This window comes from Streptomyces sp. NPDC101194, from assembly GCF_044767885.1.
Classification (GTDB): domain Bacteria; phylum Actinomycetota; class Actinomycetes; order Streptomycetales; family Streptomycetaceae; genus Streptomyces.
On sequence record NZ_JBIWOS010000003.1, the window covers coordinates 174,855 to 192,328 of the forward strand.

A 17,474-nucleotide genomic window follows, 5' to 3' on the forward strand; every position below is an offset into this window, starting at 1 on the left:
GATTCGCGCGTGCCCTGCCGCCCCCCCCACGATACTCCCACACCCCCCCCAGCTTCGGCCCCCTATGCAACAACACCCGGCGCCGCCCCCCCCCGGGGGGGGGGGGGGCGCCCCACGCCTCAAGAGCGCACCTCAGCAGATCACTTCAGGCCGAACGCCCTGGTGATCTCCTGGTCGATGCCCAGCCCGTCGGCCGCCTCGGCGTGTGCCTTCAGCGAAACGAAGGAGGCGCCCGCCTTCGGCGTCTTGAACCGGGCGGCCCAGGAACCGGCCGCGTCCTTGCGCAGCTGGACCGCTTCCCAGGTCTTGCCGTCGTCGTAGCTGACCGACAGCGAGGCCTCGGTGGCCTTCACCGCACCGTCCAGCCACTCCTGCGTCCCGGAGGTGAGACCGATCTCGGTCCACCTGCCGGCCTGGACGTCACCGGCGAGGTCGGTGTCGACCGCGTAGTCCAGCTGCAGCATCGGGATGTCGGCCTGGGACGGGCCGTTCTCGTCCATGGCGCCCGAGACGAAGTTCCACTCGGTGTGCGTGCGGGTGGAGGTCTTCCACATGTCGGCGTCCCGGGTGGAGTCGAGCACGAAGCGGTACGGCAACCTCTCGGGCGAGACGTCCCAGGCGAATCCGGCCCGGCCCTTGACCTTCTTGATCAGGGTGTCGCCCTGGTAGAAGGCGGTGGTGGTGGTGTCGTACTCGTCCTCCGGCATGGAGCCCGAGTGCCCCGCACCCGAGTCCGTCCACGGGGTGAGGTTGAACTGGATGTCGTTGTAGACGGACCGGAACGGACCCCAGTAGCCGGTGCCCAGACGCGGACGGGTGATCGGCGCGAACCATTGGGCGGGGTAGGTGCGGCCCGCCGTGTAGTCCAGCTCACCGCTGCGCATCTCCTGCGTGCTGCCCGATCCGGTGGTGTCGAGGGTCGAGTGGTTCTCGTACCAGAAGGAGGCGCCCGGGAGCGGGGTGACCCACTCGTCGCGGGTGCCGGGGAACTTCTCGTACTCCTCGAAGCCGACCCCCGGGCCGTAGTCCGGGATGTCGTAGCGGTAACCCCCGCCGAGCATGTCCTTGTGACCGTAGAAGGTGTTCTCCACCTTCGCCAGCTGACGGACCGACGGGGCGAACTCCAGCGAGCGGTCCGGGACGGCACCGTCGTGGCGGTCGACCAGGTCGTACACATAGCGGGCGAACCTGTGCTGAGTGATCGTCAGTTTCCGGCCGGCCTGCACGGCCTTGATCAGGTTCTCGCCCGCCAGACGCTGGACCGAGGCGACCGGGATGGCGCCCGTGGTCCCGTACGGGGTGTAGCCCTCCATCAGGACGCCGTCGCCGTCGTTGACGACGAACAGTGCCTCGGCGCCCGCGGCCACGGCGTTGGCGAGCCGGTCGGCGGGGGCGACCGCGTCGCTGCGGCGGATCACGACGGCCTTGCCCTTGACGTCCAGCCCCTGGTAGTCGGCCTCGGCACCGTTGCCCGCGAAGACACCGGCCGGCTTCTTCTCGCTGCTCTCGGCGACGGGCGAACCGACCTGTACGGTGACCGGCACGTCCCGGCCGTCGGCCGTCAGGTCGATCTGCTTCTCGCCCTGCCGCCAGCGGGTCAGGAAGGAGAAGCTGCCCTGCGTGACCTTCTCGGTGGGGCTCGCCCACAACTGGTCGTAGATCAACGGGATCTGGTACGCGTCGCGCTGGACCGTGCCGTCCGGTGCGGTGCGTGCCATGTCATATCGCAGCTGCCGGGTCTCGGTCTCCTTCGGGGTCCGCACACTGACCTTGTGGGCCTTGGACGCGTCGAGGGTGACCGTGGTCGCCTTGTCGAGGATGGTCTCGGGGGCGGCGAGGAAGGCCACGGCCTTCGAGTCGGCGCGGTCGCCGGCGACTTCGGCGGACGTCCACGCGGTGTAGTTGCCCGGCGGCAGCCGCAGCGTGGTCTTCCCGGACACCTGGACGAGCCCCAGGTCCGGGTCGCCGAGCGCGGCGAGGACGACCAACCCGTCCATCGGCTTGCCCGCGCGGTCACGGAGCCGGAGTGTCAGGTCGTACAGCTCCTGCTCCTTGTACAGGGCGAATCCGGTGTGTGCGACGGTGGTGCCCGCCGTGTCCGTGGCGATGACCTGACCGGAGAAGCGGGTGTCGTTCGCGACCTTCGACGGGTCCAGCGAGAGCACGGCCTCGGCGGTGGAACCGGCCGGGACGGTCAGCCGCTTCGTCGACAGGGTGTAGGCCTCGGCGTCCGTGTCCATGACCAGGTCGAGCGTGACGTCCTTCGCCCCGGTGTTGCGGTAGGTGATGGTCCGCCGGGCGACCGGGTCGGAAGCGGAGTGCGGCCACTGGTAGGAGGCGACCTCGACGGATCCGGTGGCCTCGATCGTGGTGTCGACCGCCGCCTTCACGTCGAGCCGGCCGGTTCCCTGCTCGTACGGGGTGTAGGTGTCGAGCCTCTTCGACGAGCTCATCAGCGCGTCCTTGATCCGCTGGCCGGACCAGTCGGGGTGACGCTGCTTCAGAATGGCGGCGGCGCCCGCGACGTGCGGGGTCGCCATCGACGTACCGGACATCGACCGGTACATGCCGTTCACGCCCGGGACCGACTGCGAGGCCGCGGCGTTGATGTCCACACCCGGTGCGGACAGGTCGGGCTTCAGACCGTAGGACCTGACGAGCGGGCCCATCGAGGAGAAGTCCGCGCGCTTGTCCTTCTTGTCGACGGCGGCGACGGTCAGGGCCTTCTGCGCCGAGCCGGGCGAGCCGATGGTGCCCGCGCCGTAGGAGTTGCCCGCGGCGATCACGAAGAGCGGCCCGCCGTCGGCGGAGAGTGCGTCGACGGCCTGGGACATCGGGTCGGAGCCGTCGTCCGGGATGCTGGAACCGAGGCTCATGGAGACGACGTCGGCACCTTCGGCCTTCGCCCACTCCATGGCCTCGATGATGCCGGAGTCCTCACCGGATCCGGAGTCGCCGAGCACCTTGCCGATGATCAGCCCGGCGCCCGGCGCCACGCCCTTGTTGACCCCCTCCGACGCGGCGCCCGAGCCCGCGATCGTGGAGGCGACATGCGTGCCGTGGCCGTTCTTGTCGACGACCTCCTCGCCCGGCACGAAGCTCTTGGTTTCGAGGATGCGGTCCTTGACGTCCGGGTGGGTGGCGTCGATGCCGGTGTCCAGCACGGCGACCTTGGAGCCCTTGCCGTCGTAGCCCTCGGCCCATGCCTGGGGGGCGTTGATCTGGGGAACGGAGTCCTTGAGCGCCGCTTCCACCCGGCCGTCGAGCCAGAGCCTGTCGATGCCGTTGTCCAGCGAACGGGCCGTGGAAGTACGGGTGATGTCGTTCCAGAAGGCCCGGACGGTGCCCTTGCCGGCCTTCAGCGCGGCACCGTGAATGCTGTCCAGGGTGCGGACCTTCTTGGCGCCGCGCGGGGCGGCGGGCAGTGAACGGCCCCGGCTCGCCGGGTAGGTGGCGATCACCGGGATGCCACCCGACCTCTTGTCGTCGTACCCCATCCGGGCGAGGGCCGAGACATTGAACAGCCGGCGGTCCAGCTTCCCCGCCGCGAGCAGGGAGCCGGCCTCGTCGGGCAGGACGTAGAGATCGTCGCCGGCCTGCTGGACGTGTACGCCGCCGACCGCTCCGTCGGGGCGGTCCACGGTGACGGTGTCCTGCTTGCCGACGCCGTCCGTGTAGTGCACGACATCGCCCGTGAGCAGGGTGATGTCGTACTCCTTGGCGGGGTCCACGAGGGGGGCGGCGGCCTGGTGACCGGGAGACCCGGGCCGGTCCGCGGAGGAGGCGGGGACCGAGGCGGAGGCGGAGCCCGCCACGGGAAGCAGCGCGCCGCTCACCAGAGCGACCGAAGTCGCTATGAGCAGAGCGCGGCGACCCGCACGAGCGGGTCTCGCCCGACCGGAAGCGGAGGAGGGTGTGAATGTCATGCCGCTGATCTACCGGCAAAAACACGGCTACGGTTGAGTTCGCACCTGGCGTGAAGCCGCCGTGGCGGCTACCCGCCCCGATCGGTCGTGGTTCATGGCACAGTTCAGGCCACTGACGTGATCACTCCGTTCGGCGGCCGGCCGGCCTCGTGGTGGATCGGGGTGTGTGCGCCCTTGAGCGGAACGCCGCTGCCGCCGCGCCGGTCGGCGACGATCTCGGCGGCGATCGACAGCGCGGTCTCCTCGGGGGTACGGGCGCCGAGGTCGAGGCCGATCGGCGAGTGCAGCCTGGCCAGTTCCAGTTCCGTGACGCCGACGTCGCGCAGCCGGTCGTTGCGCTCGAGGTGGGTGCGGCGCGAACCCATCGCTCCGACGTACGCCACCGGCAGTCTCAACGCCAGCTCCAGCAGCGGGACATCGAACTTGGCGTCATGGGTGAGGACGCACAGGACGGTGCGCGTGTCGACGTCGGTGGCCGCGAGATAGCGGTGCGGCCAGTCGACGACCAGTTCGTCGGCCTCGGGGAAGCGGGCCTTCGTGGCGAAGACGGGGCGGGCGTCGCACAAGGTGACGTGGTACCCGAGGAACTTTCCCGCCCGGACCAGCGCCGAGGCGAAGTCGATGGCCCCGAAGACGATCAACCGGGGCGGTGGGACGCTCGATTCGACGAGCAGGGTGAGCGGTTGCCCGCAGCGCGAACCGTCGGCACCGATGGTGACGGATCCGGTACGGCCGGCGTCCAGCATCGCGCGGGCATCGGCCGCCGCGGTGCGGTCCAGCTCCGGGTGCCCGCCGAGCCCTCCCTCGTACGCCCCGTCGGGACGGACGAGCAGGGGGCGGCCGAGGAGCTCGGCGGGCCCCTCGGTGACCCTGGCCACCGCAGCCGTCTCCCCCCGGGCGGCGGCGCCCAGAGCGGCGGCGAACACGGCCCGTGCGGGGTCGTCCGCACGGATCGGTGTCACCAGGATGTCGATGACGCCGCCGCAGGTCAGGCCGACCGCGAAGGCGTCCTCGTCGCTGTAGCCGAACTGCTCCCGCACGGTTGCGCCGTCGTCGAGGGCCTGCTCGCACAGCTCGTACACCGCGCCCTCCACACACCCGCCGGAGACCGATCCGATCGCCGTGCCGTCGCGGTCGACGGCGAGGGCGGCTCCCGGCTGCCGGGGCGCGCTCCCGCCGACCGCCACGACGGTGGCCACGGCGAAGTCTCGTCCCTGCTCGACCCACCGGTTGAGCTCTGCGGCGATGTCCAGCATCTGTCGGTCTCCTCAGCGGTTGTGTGAAGGGCTGGTGCGGCGCGTCAGTGGACGCCCAGCCACCCCTCGATCGGATGCAGTGCGAAGTACACGACGAAGATCACCGTCAGGCCCCACATGAAGGCCCCGATCTCCCGGGCCCTGCCCTGGGCGATCTTGATGGCGACCCAGGAGATGACGCCCGCGGCGACACCGGTGGTGATGGTGTAGGTGAAGGGCATCAGGACCACGGTCAGGAAGACCGGGATCGCGGTGGCGCGGTCGGCCCAGTCGACGTGCCGGGCGTTCATCATCATCATCGCTCCGATGACGACGAGCGCGGCGGACGCGACCTCCTGCGGGACGATCGCGGTCACCGGCGTGAAGAACAGGCAGGCCGCGAAGAACAGGCCCGTCACGGCCGAGGCGAGGCCGGTACGGGCGCCCTCGCCGACGCCGGTGGCCGACTCGACGAACACGGTCTGACCGGAGCCGCCCGCGATGCCGCCGATGGCTCCGCCGGCGCCGTCGATGAACAGGGCCTTGGACAGACCCGGCATGCGGCCCTTGTCGTCGGCGAGCTCGGCCTCGGTGCCGACGCCGATGATGGTGGCCATCGCGTCGAAGAACCCGGCGAGGACGAGCGTGAAGACGATCATTCCGACCGTCATGGCGCCGACCGAACCCCAGCCGCCGAACTCGACGTGTCCGAAGAGCGAGAAGTCGGGCGTCGAGACCGCGCTGCCATGCAGTGCGGGGGCGCCGTTGGCCCACTGCTCGGGGGCGATCACGTCGAGCGCGTTCAGGGTCGTCGCGACGATCGTGCCGCCGATGATGCCGATCAGGATCGCGCCGGGGGTGTTGCGCGCCTGCAGCATGAAGATCAGGAGCAGGGTGCCCGCGAAGAGCAGGACCGGCCAGCCGGCGAGTTCACCGGTGGGGCCCAGGGCGAGCGGCGTGGCCTTGCCGGTGTGCACGAAGCCGGACTTGTAGAGGCCGATCAGGGCGATGAAGAGGCCGATGCCCATCGTGATGCCGTGCTTGAGGGCGAGCGGGATCGCGTTCATGATCATCTCACGGAGACCCGTGACGACCAGAAGCATGATCACTACGCCGTACATCACACACATGCCCATGGCCTGCGGCCATGTCATCGCCGGGGCGACCTGCGAGGAGATCACACCGGAGACCGACAGGCCCGCGGCGAGGGCCAGCGGCACCTTGCCCACGAAGCCCATCAGGAGCGTGGTGAGCGCGGCGGCGAACGCCGTGGCGGTGATCAGGGCCTTCTGGCCGAGCGTGTCGCCCGCGACGTCCTTGCCGGACAGGATCAGCGGGTTGAGCAGAAGGATGTACGCCATGGCCATGAAGGTCGTGACGCCGCCGCGCACTTCGCGCGCGACGGTGGATCCTCGTTCGGATATGTGAAAGTACCGGTCGAGCCAAGATCTTCCGGCGGGAACGCGCGAGCCGTGGCCCGCTTCCTCCGCGGTGGTCTCGGACTCCACTGACTGCTGGGTCATGTTGCCTGACTCCCAAGGTTCACAGGGGCACCCGCGATGAAGAATCGAAATGCGGGATTTGGGATGACTGCGCTGGCGGCACGACCCGGGGGACGGCCCGAGGCGAACTGTTCATGCAGAGTGGAATGTGCGGGTACTGCGGTACTGCCCGGTGGAGCAACGGCCGCGAGCGGTGCGGCACTTGGGTTCTCCGGGCGGTGCGGGCGACGGAAGTGTGACGTTCCTGGGAGGCACGCACCGCCCGGAGGGTTCGGGTGGAGCCGTGACTCAGGTGCCCGTGAGGTGCTCGGGTCGTACCGGTGTCCTGTCGAGCTCCAGGCCCGTCGCGTTCCGGATCGCCGCGAGGACGGCCGGGGTCGACGACAGGGTGGGCGCCTCACCGATGCCACGGAGCCCGTACGGGGCGTGGTCGTCGGCGAGTTCGAGCACATCGACCGGGATGGTCGGCGTGTCGAGGATGGTGGGGAGCAGGTAGTCCGTGAAGGAGGGGTTGCGCACCTTCGCGGTCTTCGGGTCGACGACGATCTCCTCCATGACGGCGATACCCATTCCCTGGATGGTGCCGCCCTGGATCTGACCCACGACCGACAGCGGGTTGAGTGCCTTGCCGACGTCCTGGGCGCAGGCCAGTTCGATGACCTTGACCAGACCGAGTTCGGTGTCGACCTCGACGACCGCGCGGTGGGCGGCGAAGGAGTACTGGACGTGGCCGTTGCCCTGTCCGGTACGGAGGTCGAACGCCTCGGTGGGCCGGTGGCGCCACTCCAGCTCGATGTCGACCGCCTCGTCCTCCAGTACGTCGACCAGGTCGGCCAGCACCTCGCCGCCGTCGGTGACGACCTTGCCGCCCTCCAGGAGCAGTTCGGCGGTGGCCCACGCGGGGTGGTACGTACCGAACTTGCGGCGGCCGATCTCCAGAACCTTCTCGCGCACGGCCTCGCAGGAGTGCTTCACCGCGCCGCCGGTGACATACGTCTGCCGGGAGGCGGAGGTGGAGCCGGCCGAGCCGACCTGCGTGTCGGCCGGGTGGATGGTGACCTGGGCGACGCCGAGTTCGGTCCGGGCGATCTGGGCGTGGACGGTGACGCCGCCCTGCCCGACCTCGGCCATGGCGGTGTGCACGGTCGCGACGGGTTCGCCGCCGATGACCTCCATGCGCACGCGGGCGGTGGAGTAGTCGTCGAAGCCCTCGGAGAACCCGACGTTCTTCAGACCGACCGCGTAGCCGACGCCGCGTACGACGCCCTCGCCGTGAGTGGTGTTGGACAGTCCGCCGGGCAGGGCCCGTACGTCGGCCTGCTCACCGGCCACCTCCCACTGGCGCTCGGGCGGAAGCGGCATGGCCTTCACCCGGCGCAGCAGCTCGGCGACCGGGGCGGGCGAGTCGACGACCTGGCCGGTCGGCAGGAGGGTGCCCTGCTCCATGGCGTTGAGCTGCCTGAACTCGACCGGGTCCATGGAGAGTTCGGCGGCCAGCTTGTCCATCTGGGCCTCGTAGGCGAAGCACGCCTGGACCGCGCCGAAGCCGCGCATGGCGCCGCACGGCGGGTTGTTGGTGTAGAGCGCGATCGCCTCGATGTCGACGTCGTCGATGACGTACGGGCCGACGCTGAGCGAGGAGGCGTTGCCGACGACGGCCGGCGAGGCGGAAGCATATGCCCCGCCGTCCAGCACGATGCGGCATTTCATATGGGTCAGCTTGCCGTCGCGGGTCGCGCCGTGCTCGTACCAGAGCTTGGCAGGGTGCCGGTGCACATGCCCGAAGAAGGACTCGAACCGGTTGTAGACGATCTTGACCGGTTTGCCGGTGCGCAGGGCCAGCAGGCAGGCGTGGATCTGCATCGACAGGTCCTCGCGGCCGCCGAAGGCGCCGCCGACCCCGGAGAGCGTCATGCGGACCTTGTCCTCGGGCAGACCGAGGACGGGAGCGATCTGGCGCAGGTCGGAGTGGAGCCACTGGGTGGCGACGTACAGGTCGACGCCGCCGTCCTCGGCGGGCACGGCCAGACCGGACTCGGGGCCGAGGAAGGCCTGGTCCTGCATGCCGAAGACGTATTCGCCGCTGACCACGACATCGGCACGGGCCGCCGCCGCGTCCGCGTCGCCGCGCACGATGGGCTGGCGGTGGACGATGTTGGGGTGCGGTACGTGCCCCGCGTGGTGGTCGTGGCGGCCCTCGTGGACGAGGGGTGCGTCGGGTGCGAGGGCGGAGGCCTCGTCGGTGACGACGGGCAGCTCGCGGTAGTCGATCCTGATCTTCGCCGCGGCACGGCGGGCCGTCTCCGGGTGGTCGGCGGCGACGAGCGCCACCGGTTCGCCGTGGTGGCGGACCTTGCCGTGGGCGAGGACCGGGGTGTCCTGGATCTCCAGCCCGTAGTTCTTCACCGAGGTCGGCAGGTCGTCGTAGGTGAGTACGGCGTAGACGCCGGACATGGCGAGCGCTTCCGAGGTGTCGATGGAGACGATCTCGGCGTGCGCGACCGTGGAGCGCAGCGTGTGGCCCCAGAGCATGTCCTCGTGCCACATGTCGGAGGAGTACGCGAACTCCCCGGTGACCTTGAGGATGCCGTCGGGGCGCAGCGTGGACTCGCCGATGCCGCCCTTGGTGCGGGTGCCCTGGTTGATGCTGGTGGGGTTGCCGGTAACGCCCATCGTCAGACCGTTTCTTCCGCGCGGGCGGCCGCGAGGCGGACCGCGTCGAGGATCTTCTCGTAGCCGGTGCAGCGGCAGAGGTTGCCGGAGAGCGCCTCGCGGATGTCCGCGTCGGACGGCTCCGGGTTGCGTTCCAGCAGCTCGTCGGCGGCGACCAGCAGGCCGGGGGTGCAGAAGCCGCACTGGACGGCTCCGGCGTCGATGAACGCCTGCTGGATCGGCGAGAGCTCACCGATGTCCCGGCCCTCCTCGCCGGTCGGCTCGGCCTTCCACCGCTTCGCCTGGTCGAGCGCCGTGCCGCACGCGCCGGAGGCGCAGCCGCTGCCGGGGTGTTCCTGGGAACGGTGGGCGGCGAAGTCGGCGAGGCCCTCCACGGTGACGACCTCGCGGCCCTCCACCTGCCCCGCGGCGACCAGACAGGAGCAGACCGGGACACCGTCCAGGCGGACCGTGCACGATCCGCACTCGCCCTGCTCACAGGCGTTCTTCGAGCCGGGCAGGCCCATCCGCTCGCGCAGCACGTAGAGGAGGGACTCGCCCTCCCAGACGTCGTCCGCCTCGTGCCTGCGGCCGTTGACCGTGAAATTGACGCGCATGATCAGGCAGCTCCTTCGGTGCTGCGGCCGTTGCCGCGGTACGACTCCCAGGTCCAGCCGAGGGTGCGGCGGGCCATGATCCCCACCGCGTGCCGGCGATAGCTCGCGGTGCCGCGCACATCGTCGATCGGGTTGCAGGCACCGGCGGCGAGCGCGGCGAACTGCGAGGCGATGGACGGGGTGATGATCGTGCGGCTGTCCCAGAACCCGCCCTCTTCGAGCGCGGCGTTCAGGAACTCCTCGGCCTCCTTCGCCCGTACGGGTGTGGGGGCGGCCGAGCCGATGCCGGTGCGCACCGTGCGGGTCTCGGGGTGCAGGGCCAGGCCGAAGGCGCAGACGGCGATGACCATCGCGTTGCGGGTACCGACCTTGGAGTACTGCTGCGGCCCGTCGGCCTTCTTGATGTGCACGGCCCGGATCAGTTCGTCCGGGGCGAGGGCGTTGCGCTTGACGCCGGTGTAGAAGGCGTCGATCGGGATCATCCTCGTCCCGCGCACGGATTCGGCCTCGACCTCGGCGCCGGCTGCGAGCAGCGCCGGATGGGCGTCACCGGCGGGCGACGCGGTCCCCAGGTTGCCGCCGACACCGCCGCGGTTGCGGATCTGCGGCGAGGCGACGGTGTGCGAGGCGAGCGCGAGTCCGGGCAGCTCGGCGCGCAGGTGCTCCATGATCCGGCTGTACGGTACGGAGGCGCCGAGCCGTACGCTCTCCTGGCCCACCTCCCATTCGGACAGTTCTCCGATGCGGTTCAGGTCCAGGAGGTACTCGGGCCGCCGGTGGTCGAAGTTGATCTCGACCATCACATCGGTGCCACCCGCAATGGGCACAGCCGTGGGGTGCTCGGCCTTGGCGGCGAGCGCCTCCTCCCAGCTGGCGGGGCGAAGGAAGTCCATGAGTGGCTCTCTTCTTCTCAATCGGTCGTTCGCTGGGGCTGGGGACGGCCGGCCCTCGACTGGTCGTTCATGTGTTGTTAACGCGGTGTGGGGCCAAGTACACAAGCCGTGCTCCACCCGGTGCAGTCACCGAAACCATGAAGGAGTTGGCTGGCCCCTCTCTCCGTCTTGTAGATTCGAACGAATGGCGGGGATCAGTAACCTCACCGCAATACCCAGTTTTCACCCGCACCAACGAAAGAGATCGGCGGCGACGAGATGCGGCTGCGCGCACTGCTGGAGACCGACGCGCTGGGCCTGCGGCTGCTCGGCGGCGAGGACGAGCTGGACCGCTCCGTCCGTGGCGTGATGACCACCGACCTGCGGGATCCCAGCCGCTATCTGTCAGGCGGCGAGCTGGTCCTGACGGGTCTGGCCTGGCGCCGGGACGCGGCGGACTCGGAGCCGTTCGTACGCATCCTGGCAGGCGCGGGGGTCGCCGGGCTCGCGGCCGGCGAGGCGGAACTCGGTGACGTCCCCGACGATCTGGTGGAGGCCTGCGGGCGACACCGGCTGCCGCTCTTCGCCGTCCATGAGACCGTCGCGTTCGCAACGATCACCGAGCATGTGGTGCGCCAGGTGTCGGGCGAGCGTGCGGGTGATCTCGCCGCCGTGGTGGACCGTCACCGCAGGCTCATGACCTCGGGCCCGGCGGGCGGCGGCCCCGAGGTGGTGCTGGATCTCCTGGGCTCCGATCTCGACCTGCACGCCTGGGTGCTCTCCCCCACCGGGCGACAGATCGCGGGCGCCGGGAACGCACCGCTGGCCGGGCCGGTCGGCGCGGCGCTCGCCGGCCACCATCTGGCCGCCACCCGCAGCGGCCGCCGGGCCCCGCACCGCACCACGATCGACGGCTTCACGTATTCGCTCTTCCCGATCCGGAACACCGGGCGGGGCGCAGTGCCGGCCTCGCGGGATGTGCGCGAGTCGGTGCTCTCCGACTGGCTGCTCGCGGTCGAGGCGGACGCGAGCGACTGGCCGCCCGCCCGGCTGGACCTGCTCCAGGGCGTCACCCAGCTCATCGCGGTCGAACGGGACCGGCGCGACGCCGCCCGTACGGTACGCCGCAGGCTGGCCCAGGAAGTCCTGGAGCTGGTCCAGACGGGCGCGCCGCCGGCCGAGATCGCGGCCAGGCTGCGGGTCGCCGCTCCGGTACTGCTCCCCGGGCTCGGGGCGGCGCCGCACTGGCAGGTCGTGGTGGCACGCGTCGAGTGGGGCGACGCGGCGGGCTCCACCGCCGCGGGCGGCCAGGCCGGCTCCGGTACCGCCGTCGCGGGCGGACCGGTGGCCCAGGCGCTGCTGGAGGAGATCCTGGTCGACCCCGCGGTCACCGGCCCCGACTCCGCTGACCGGATCGCGGTCGCCCACACCGGCGACGAGGCCGTGGCACTCGTACCGCTGCCCGCCGTCACCGCACCCGCACCGGGCGGCGAGCCCGGTGCGGCCGCGTCCGGGACACCCGCCGAGGCCGACCCCTCGCTGCACGCCGGTGTGCTGCTCGCCGCCGTTCGCGAACCGCTCTCCGCGGGCCTCGCCGACGACGGGCGGCTGACACTGGGTGTCAGCGCGGCCGTGCATTCGCCCGAAGGACTGCGCGGCGCCCTGGAGGAGGCCCGGCACGCCCGCCGGGTCGCGGCGGCCCGGCCCGGCCGGGTCTGCGCGGCCGGGCACCACGAGCTGGCCTCGCACGTGCTGCTGCTGCCGTTCGTCCCCGACGACGTGCGCCGCGCGTTCACCGCACGGCTGCTCGACCCACTGCGCGACTACGACCGGCGCCACCGCGCGGAGCTGATCCCGACGCTGGAGACGTTCCTGGACTGCGACGGTTCCTGGACGCGCTGCGCCGCCCGGCTCCATCTGCACGTCAACACACTGCGCTACCGGGTGGGGCGGATCGAGCAGTTGACGGGGCGTGACCTTTCGCGCCTGGAGGACAAGCTCGATTTCTTCCTCGCCCTGCGCATGAGCTGACTTCCGGGCGCCACCACCCCCGCAGGCGGGTCGGTTCGTTTGTGAAATCTTTCACCTGACATTGACCCGACCCCTTGGCCCGGCGTGCCATTCCGTGCTGAGATGCGGCCAGACTCAACAGCTCGATGGCGCGCTCGGGGAGGGCAATGTGGCGCATACCGCCATGTCTGGTTCCGGAACGACAGCCGATGACGATCCGCCGCTCCAGACAGCGGTATGGCGGCTGCGGTCACGCGCCTGCTGGACGGACGCCGCCGCGCTGCTCGAACACGACGCCGCCACCGATCCTGCGGCGGCACTCCAGCGGACCGCGCTGCTCACCGAACGGTGCCTGTACACCGGGCAGGGCTGGACCGACGCCGAGGACGCCCTGCGCACCGCAGAGGCACTGGCCCATGACGACGCCGAACGCGGCGCGGCGGCCTGCGAACGCGGCCATCTGGCGTACGCGTCGACACTTCTGGGCGTCCGGGACCGGGCGGACGAGGCCAGCGTCGCCCTGAGCCGCGCCGCCGCCCTGCTCGCCCCGTCCGCGCCGGGCCGCCCGCTGCTGGACTTCCGCCGAGGTCTGATCGCGCAGAACATCGCCGACTCGCCACAGGCCGCGCGGGCCGCCTACCGCAGGGCCCACGCCGGTGCCACCGCCCAGGGGGACGCGCTGCTGCTCTCCTCGACCTGGCGCCATCTCGCCCTGCTCGCCCTGCGCGAGGGAGAACTGGCGGAGGCGCGTCACGGCTTCGCCGAATGCCTGCGGATAAGGGAGGAGCTGGGCTATCTGATCGGGACGGCTCCGGCCCTCATCGCCCTCGCGGACTCCGAGCCCGAGCCCGAGGCGGCGACCCGGCTCCGCGCCGAGGCGGGCCGGCTCTTCCGGCTGCTCGGGGGCGTACCCACCTGGCTGGCTCCGCACCTGGACCCGCCGCCCCCGGAGACGGCCGAAGCGAACTGAACCGGCGGCACCGCCCGCAGGAGGGGCGGGAGCTTTCCCGGCTCCTCCCCCGCACATCAGGTGAGATCCACGACCGGATCACCGGGCTTCCAGCCGGCGTCGCTCCACTCCGGAGTCGGGGACGGGCGGTCCGGGGCGGGCGGCGGATGGGGACCCCGGTCGGGGTTCTGCGGTACGGCGGGAGGACGGTCCCGTGATCCGCCGCTGTCCCGCCGCGGAGGCGGAACCGGCGATTTGGGCGGCGCGGACTTCCGCGGCGGTGGTACCACCACGGCGACCGGGTGCGAGGCGTCCGGGGCCGGCTCGGACGGCCTCGCGACGGGCGTGCGTGCCGGTGTCGCGACAGGAGTGCCCGTGGGCGTCCGCGACGGCGTCACGGACGGCTGTGCGGACGTGGCCACCGGGCTCTCGCCCGCCGGGACGGTCGCACCCCGGCCGGCCGCCTGCGAACAGCCGGCCGCGCCCAGCGCCACCGCCGCGACCAGCAGCCCGGACACCGGTCCCGACGCCCGGCTTCCCGCCATTCCCGCCCCCAAGAACGATCATGTGATCAGACGCGTAGCGTAACCCGTTCCCACGGCGGGGCCGACGGAGCCCGCGGCACCGTCCGGTTCAGCCCTCGGCGCCGGTGAAGTGTTCGCGTACGAGCGACTGCACGACGGCCAGGTCCTGGGCGATGAGCGCGTCGAGCAGGGCGGTGTGCTCGGCGGCGTCGGCCAGCAGATCGGCGCGGCGGGTGGCGGGGTTGTCCCCCAGCGGCCACTGGGAGCGGCGGTGCAGGTCGTCGGCGACCATCACCAACTGCTCGTTGCCGCAGAGGGCGAGGACGGCGCCGTGGAAGGCGCGGTCGGACTCGGCGTAGCCGGCCCGGTCGCCGACGGCGGCGGCCGCCACGGTGGCGTCGGCCAGCGGACGCAGGGCGCACCAACGGGCCGACGGCACGGTGCGGGCCAGCTGCAGCATGACGGGGACCTCGATCAGGGCCCGCACCTCCGCCAGCTCGGCCAGCTCGCGCGGGCCCCGCCGGGAGACACGGAAACCGCGGTTCGGCACCACCTCGACGGCACCCTCGATGGCCAGCTGCTGCATCGCCTCGCGCACCGGCGTCGCGGAGACCCCGAAGCGGGCGCCCAGGGCCGGAGCGGAGTAGACCTGTCCCGGGACCAGTTGACCGTCCACCAGTGCGGCGCGCAGGGCGTCCAGGATCTGACCGCGCACGGAGTGCCGCTGCACCGCCGGACGCGGGGCGGACGGTGGTTCGCCGTGCGTGTGTTCGCCGTGCGTGTGTTCGCCGCGCGCCTGCTCGGGCACCCTCACATCGGGCACCCGCACGGGCGAAGAGGCCGTCGCGGACGCGGCGGACGCGTACGGCGGCCGCGCCTGTTCACGCGCTCTGCCCTGCTCCACTCGGACCTCCCCGGCCTGCCGTGGGCGCGGCTCGCGTGCGCCATGCCCCTTGTGCACCATAGGCGGAGCAGACCGCAGTTCACACATCGATCCGTTCGGATAAGGTAAGGCTTACCTGCAAACGATCGCGATTCGGTGGTCCCTGCATGACACTCCCCGCCCTTCTTCCCGGTACCACCGCGTCCGCCGTGACGGGCGCCTACGCGCGCCTGACCGAGGTGTTCCCCGGCCTGCGCGCAGAGGTGCTGACGGACGACGAGGCCGCTCCCCGCGGCGTCGGCTGGGTGGGTGCTCACGAGCTCGCGGCGGGCGGCGCCGCGCTGGACGCCTTCCTCGCCCGGGACCACGCGCAGGTGCTGCGGGACTACGGGCAGCAGCCCCGCCCCGACGTGGTCGCCGGCTTCGGACTGCACCGGTACGCCTGGCCCGCCTGCCTGCTGGTGACGGTTCCGTGGTTCCTGCACCGGCGGGTTCCCCGGATCCCCGTCGAGGATGTGGCGTTCCAGCGGGCGCTGGGCCACCTCACGGTGCGCCTGAGGGAGTTCGCCTGCCTTCCCGACGATCCGGCGGCCGGACTGCCGGGCGCCCGGGTCGTTCCCGACGAGGCCGCGCTGCGGGCCGAGGTGCTGGCTTCGGTGGCCGAGCACATCGGCCCGGTGCTGGACGGCTTCGGTCCGCGGATGCGTCGTGGCAGGAGGGCCCTGTGGGGGATGGCGACGGACGAGATCGTCGAGGGCCTGTGGTACATCGCCCATCTGCTCGGGGAGGAGCGACGGGCGATGACCGAGTTGGAGGAGCTCCTGCCCGGCACCACCAAGCCGTACGTCGGCTCGGCGGGCTTCCGTGAACTGACCGGTCCGAACGGTGAATCGCTGCCCACCCGCGACCGGACGAGCTGCTGCCTCTTCTACACGCTGCGCCCCGAGGACACCTGCGTCACCTGCCCCCGCACCTGCGATGCGGACCGGATAAGGAAACTGACGCCCGCTCACTGATCCACACCCCTCGGACGGGTAGTAGTATTCGAACGCAGATCACTGGCCGCGTACGGATCTTCGATCAGATCCCGGTTATCCGTATGCCCTGCCAACCCAATGGCGTTCTCTTGCCCCGAAACCCCCTGAGCGTGGCGGGGTTTCGGCAATCATGGCGCCCGAAATGCCCTACGCGACGCAAGGGACCGCGCATGAGACTGACCGACATATCGCTGAATTGGCTGCTTCCGGGCGCCGTGCTGCTCGTGGGGGTCCTGGCGGCGGTGGCGGTGGTCGCACGCGGCAAGCGTGCCGCTGAAAATTCCGCTGCCGACGACAGCTGGGAACGCAGCGAGGAGCGTCGCAGACGCAAGGAGGCGCTGTACGCCACCGCCTCCTACGTCCTGCTGTTCTGCTGCGCGGCGGTCGCCGCCGCGCTCTCCTTCCACGGGCTCGTCGGTTTCGGCGAGCAGAACCTGGGCCTCTCCGGTGGCTGGGAGTATCTCGTTCCGTTCGGCCTGGACGGGGCCGCCATGTTCTGTTCCGTGCTCGCGGTGCGCGAGGCCAGCCACGGTGACGCGGCGCTCGGTTCTCGGCTGCTGGTGTGGCTCTTCGCCGGTGCGGCCGCCTGGTTCAACTGGGTGCACGCGCCGCGCGGCATCGACCACGCCGGCGCGCCGCAGTTCTTCGCGGGGATGTCGCTCTCGGCGGCCGTGCTCTTCGACCGGGCACTGAAGCAGACCCGCCGCGCCGCGCTGCGCGAGCAGGGCCTCGTACCCCGTCCACTGCCGCAGATCCGGATCGTACGGTGGCTGCGCGCTCCCCGGGAGACCTTCGGCGCCTGGTCGCTGATGCTGCTGGAGGGCGTGCGCACTCTGGACGAGGCGGTCGAGGAGGTACGTGAGGACCGTCGGGAGAAGGAGCAGAACCGTCTGCGCAGGAAGGACCAGGTCAAGCTGGACCGGGCCCGCATCAAGGCACTGAACCGGCAGAACCGGGCCTGGCGCCGGGTCGGCCGGGGTGGAACCCAGGTGGACGTCCAGGCCATCGCCCCCGCGGCGGGCGCCACGCAGTCCGTCGTGGAGCCTGCCCTATCCGAGCCGGGACAACTGCCCCTGCGCGCCCGGCCGTCCCTGCAGGCCGTGACCGGCCCGAGCTCCGGCGTCTCGGACCGCAACCCGAGTGATCCGATCACCGTCGACCTCACCGCCGAGGACGACACCCAGGCACTGCCCCGCCTCGATTCGCTGGAGCGGAAACTGAAGGACCTGGAGCAGCAGTTCGGCTGATCCGTCCACCGCACAAGGCC

12 protein-coding genes are annotated in these 17,474 nt (G+C 71.2%); 5 read left to right on the forward strand and 7 right to left on the reverse strand.

What is annotated here, in order from left to right; all coding sequences use genetic code 11:
- Positions 1-140: 140 nt before the first annotated feature.
- From ACIRP2_RS13945 to ACIRP2_RS13970, 6 genes are all read right to left on the reverse strand, one after another.
- Entirely contained in the window at positions 141-3,926 is a 3,786-nt protein-coding gene (locus ACIRP2_RS13945; protein WP_404249820.1) for a S8 family peptidase, read from the reverse strand.
- A 104-nt stretch (positions 3,927-4,030) separates the two neighbouring features.
- Complete coding sequence (locus ACIRP2_RS13950; RefSeq protein WP_404249822.1) at positions 4,031-5,182, reverse strand: XdhC family protein; 1,152 nt, start codon at positions 5,180-5,182, stop codon at positions 4,031-4,033.
- Positions 5,183-5,226: 44 nt separating this feature from the next.
- The gene (locus ACIRP2_RS13955; protein WP_404249824.1) at positions 5,227-6,684 is read right to left on the reverse strand and encodes an NCS2 family permease; all 1,458 of its coding nucleotides are present in this window, start codon (positions 6,682-6,684) and stop codon (positions 5,227-5,229) included.
- A gap of 267 nt (positions 6,685-6,951) precedes the next feature.
- Positions 6,952-9,336 (reverse strand): xanthine dehydrogenase family protein molybdopterin-binding subunit, encoded by a 2,385-nt coding sequence (locus ACIRP2_RS13960; RefSeq protein WP_404249826.1) that lies wholly within the window; start codon positions 9,334-9,336, stop codon positions 6,952-6,954.
- Between the two features lie 2 nt (positions 9,337-9,338).
- The gene (locus ACIRP2_RS13965) at positions 9,339-9,932 is read right to left on the reverse strand and encodes a (2Fe-2S)-binding protein (protein ID WP_404249828.1); all 594 of its coding nucleotides are present in this window, start codon (positions 9,930-9,932) and stop codon (positions 9,339-9,341) included.
- Between the two features lie 2 nt (positions 9,933-9,934).
- Complete coding sequence (locus tag ACIRP2_RS13970) at positions 9,935-10,825, reverse strand: FAD binding domain-containing protein (protein WP_376271739.1); 891 nt, start codon at positions 10,823-10,825, stop codon at positions 9,935-9,937.
- Between the two features lie 258 nt (positions 10,826-11,083).
- Here ACIRP2_RS13970 and ACIRP2_RS13975 point away from each other — a divergent pair, with 258 nt between their 5' ends.
- The 3 genes from ACIRP2_RS13975 (at position 11,084) to ACIRP2_RS13985 (ending at position 14,351) form a co-directional block, all read left to right on the forward strand.
- Positions 11,084-12,835, forward strand: a complete 1,752-nt coding sequence (locus ACIRP2_RS13975; RefSeq protein ID WP_404249830.1) for a PucR family transcriptional regulator — start codon at positions 11,084-11,086, stop codon at positions 12,833-12,835.
- Between the two features lie 163 nt (positions 12,836-12,998).
- Positions 12,999-13,784, forward strand: coding sequence for a hypothetical protein (locus tag ACIRP2_RS13980; protein WP_361455078.1), 786 nt, complete (start codon positions 12,999-13,001; stop codon positions 13,782-13,784).
- A gap of 354 nt (positions 13,785-14,138) precedes the next feature.
- A complete protein-coding gene (locus ACIRP2_RS13985) occupies positions 14,139-14,351 on the forward strand; it encodes a hypothetical protein (RefSeq protein ID WP_404249833.1) in 213 nt (70 codons plus the stop codon).
- Between the two features lie 45 nt (positions 14,352-14,396).
- Here ACIRP2_RS13985 and ACIRP2_RS13990 read toward each other — a convergent pair whose 3' ends face one another.
- Entirely contained in the window at positions 14,397-15,191 is a 795-nt protein-coding gene (locus ACIRP2_RS13990; RefSeq protein WP_404249835.1) for a GntR family transcriptional regulator, read from the reverse strand.
- A gap of 146 nt (positions 15,192-15,337) precedes the next feature.
- On the opposite strand from ACIRP2_RS13990, the gene ACIRP2_RS13995 reads away from it, so the two are divergent.
- Together ACIRP2_RS13995 and ACIRP2_RS14000 are read left to right on the forward strand one after the other, a co-directional pair.
- On the forward strand, positions 15,338-16,186 hold the full coding sequence (locus tag ACIRP2_RS13995; RefSeq protein WP_404249837.1) for a (2Fe-2S)-binding protein: 849 nt from the start codon (positions 15,338-15,340) through the stop codon (positions 16,184-16,186).
- A 191-nt stretch (positions 16,187-16,377) separates the two neighbouring features.
- Positions 16,378-17,454 (forward strand): DUF2637 domain-containing protein, encoded by a 1,077-nt coding sequence (locus ACIRP2_RS14000; RefSeq protein ID WP_404249839.1) that lies wholly within the window; start codon positions 16,378-16,380, stop codon positions 17,452-17,454.
- Positions 17,455-17,474: the final 20 nt, after the last annotated feature.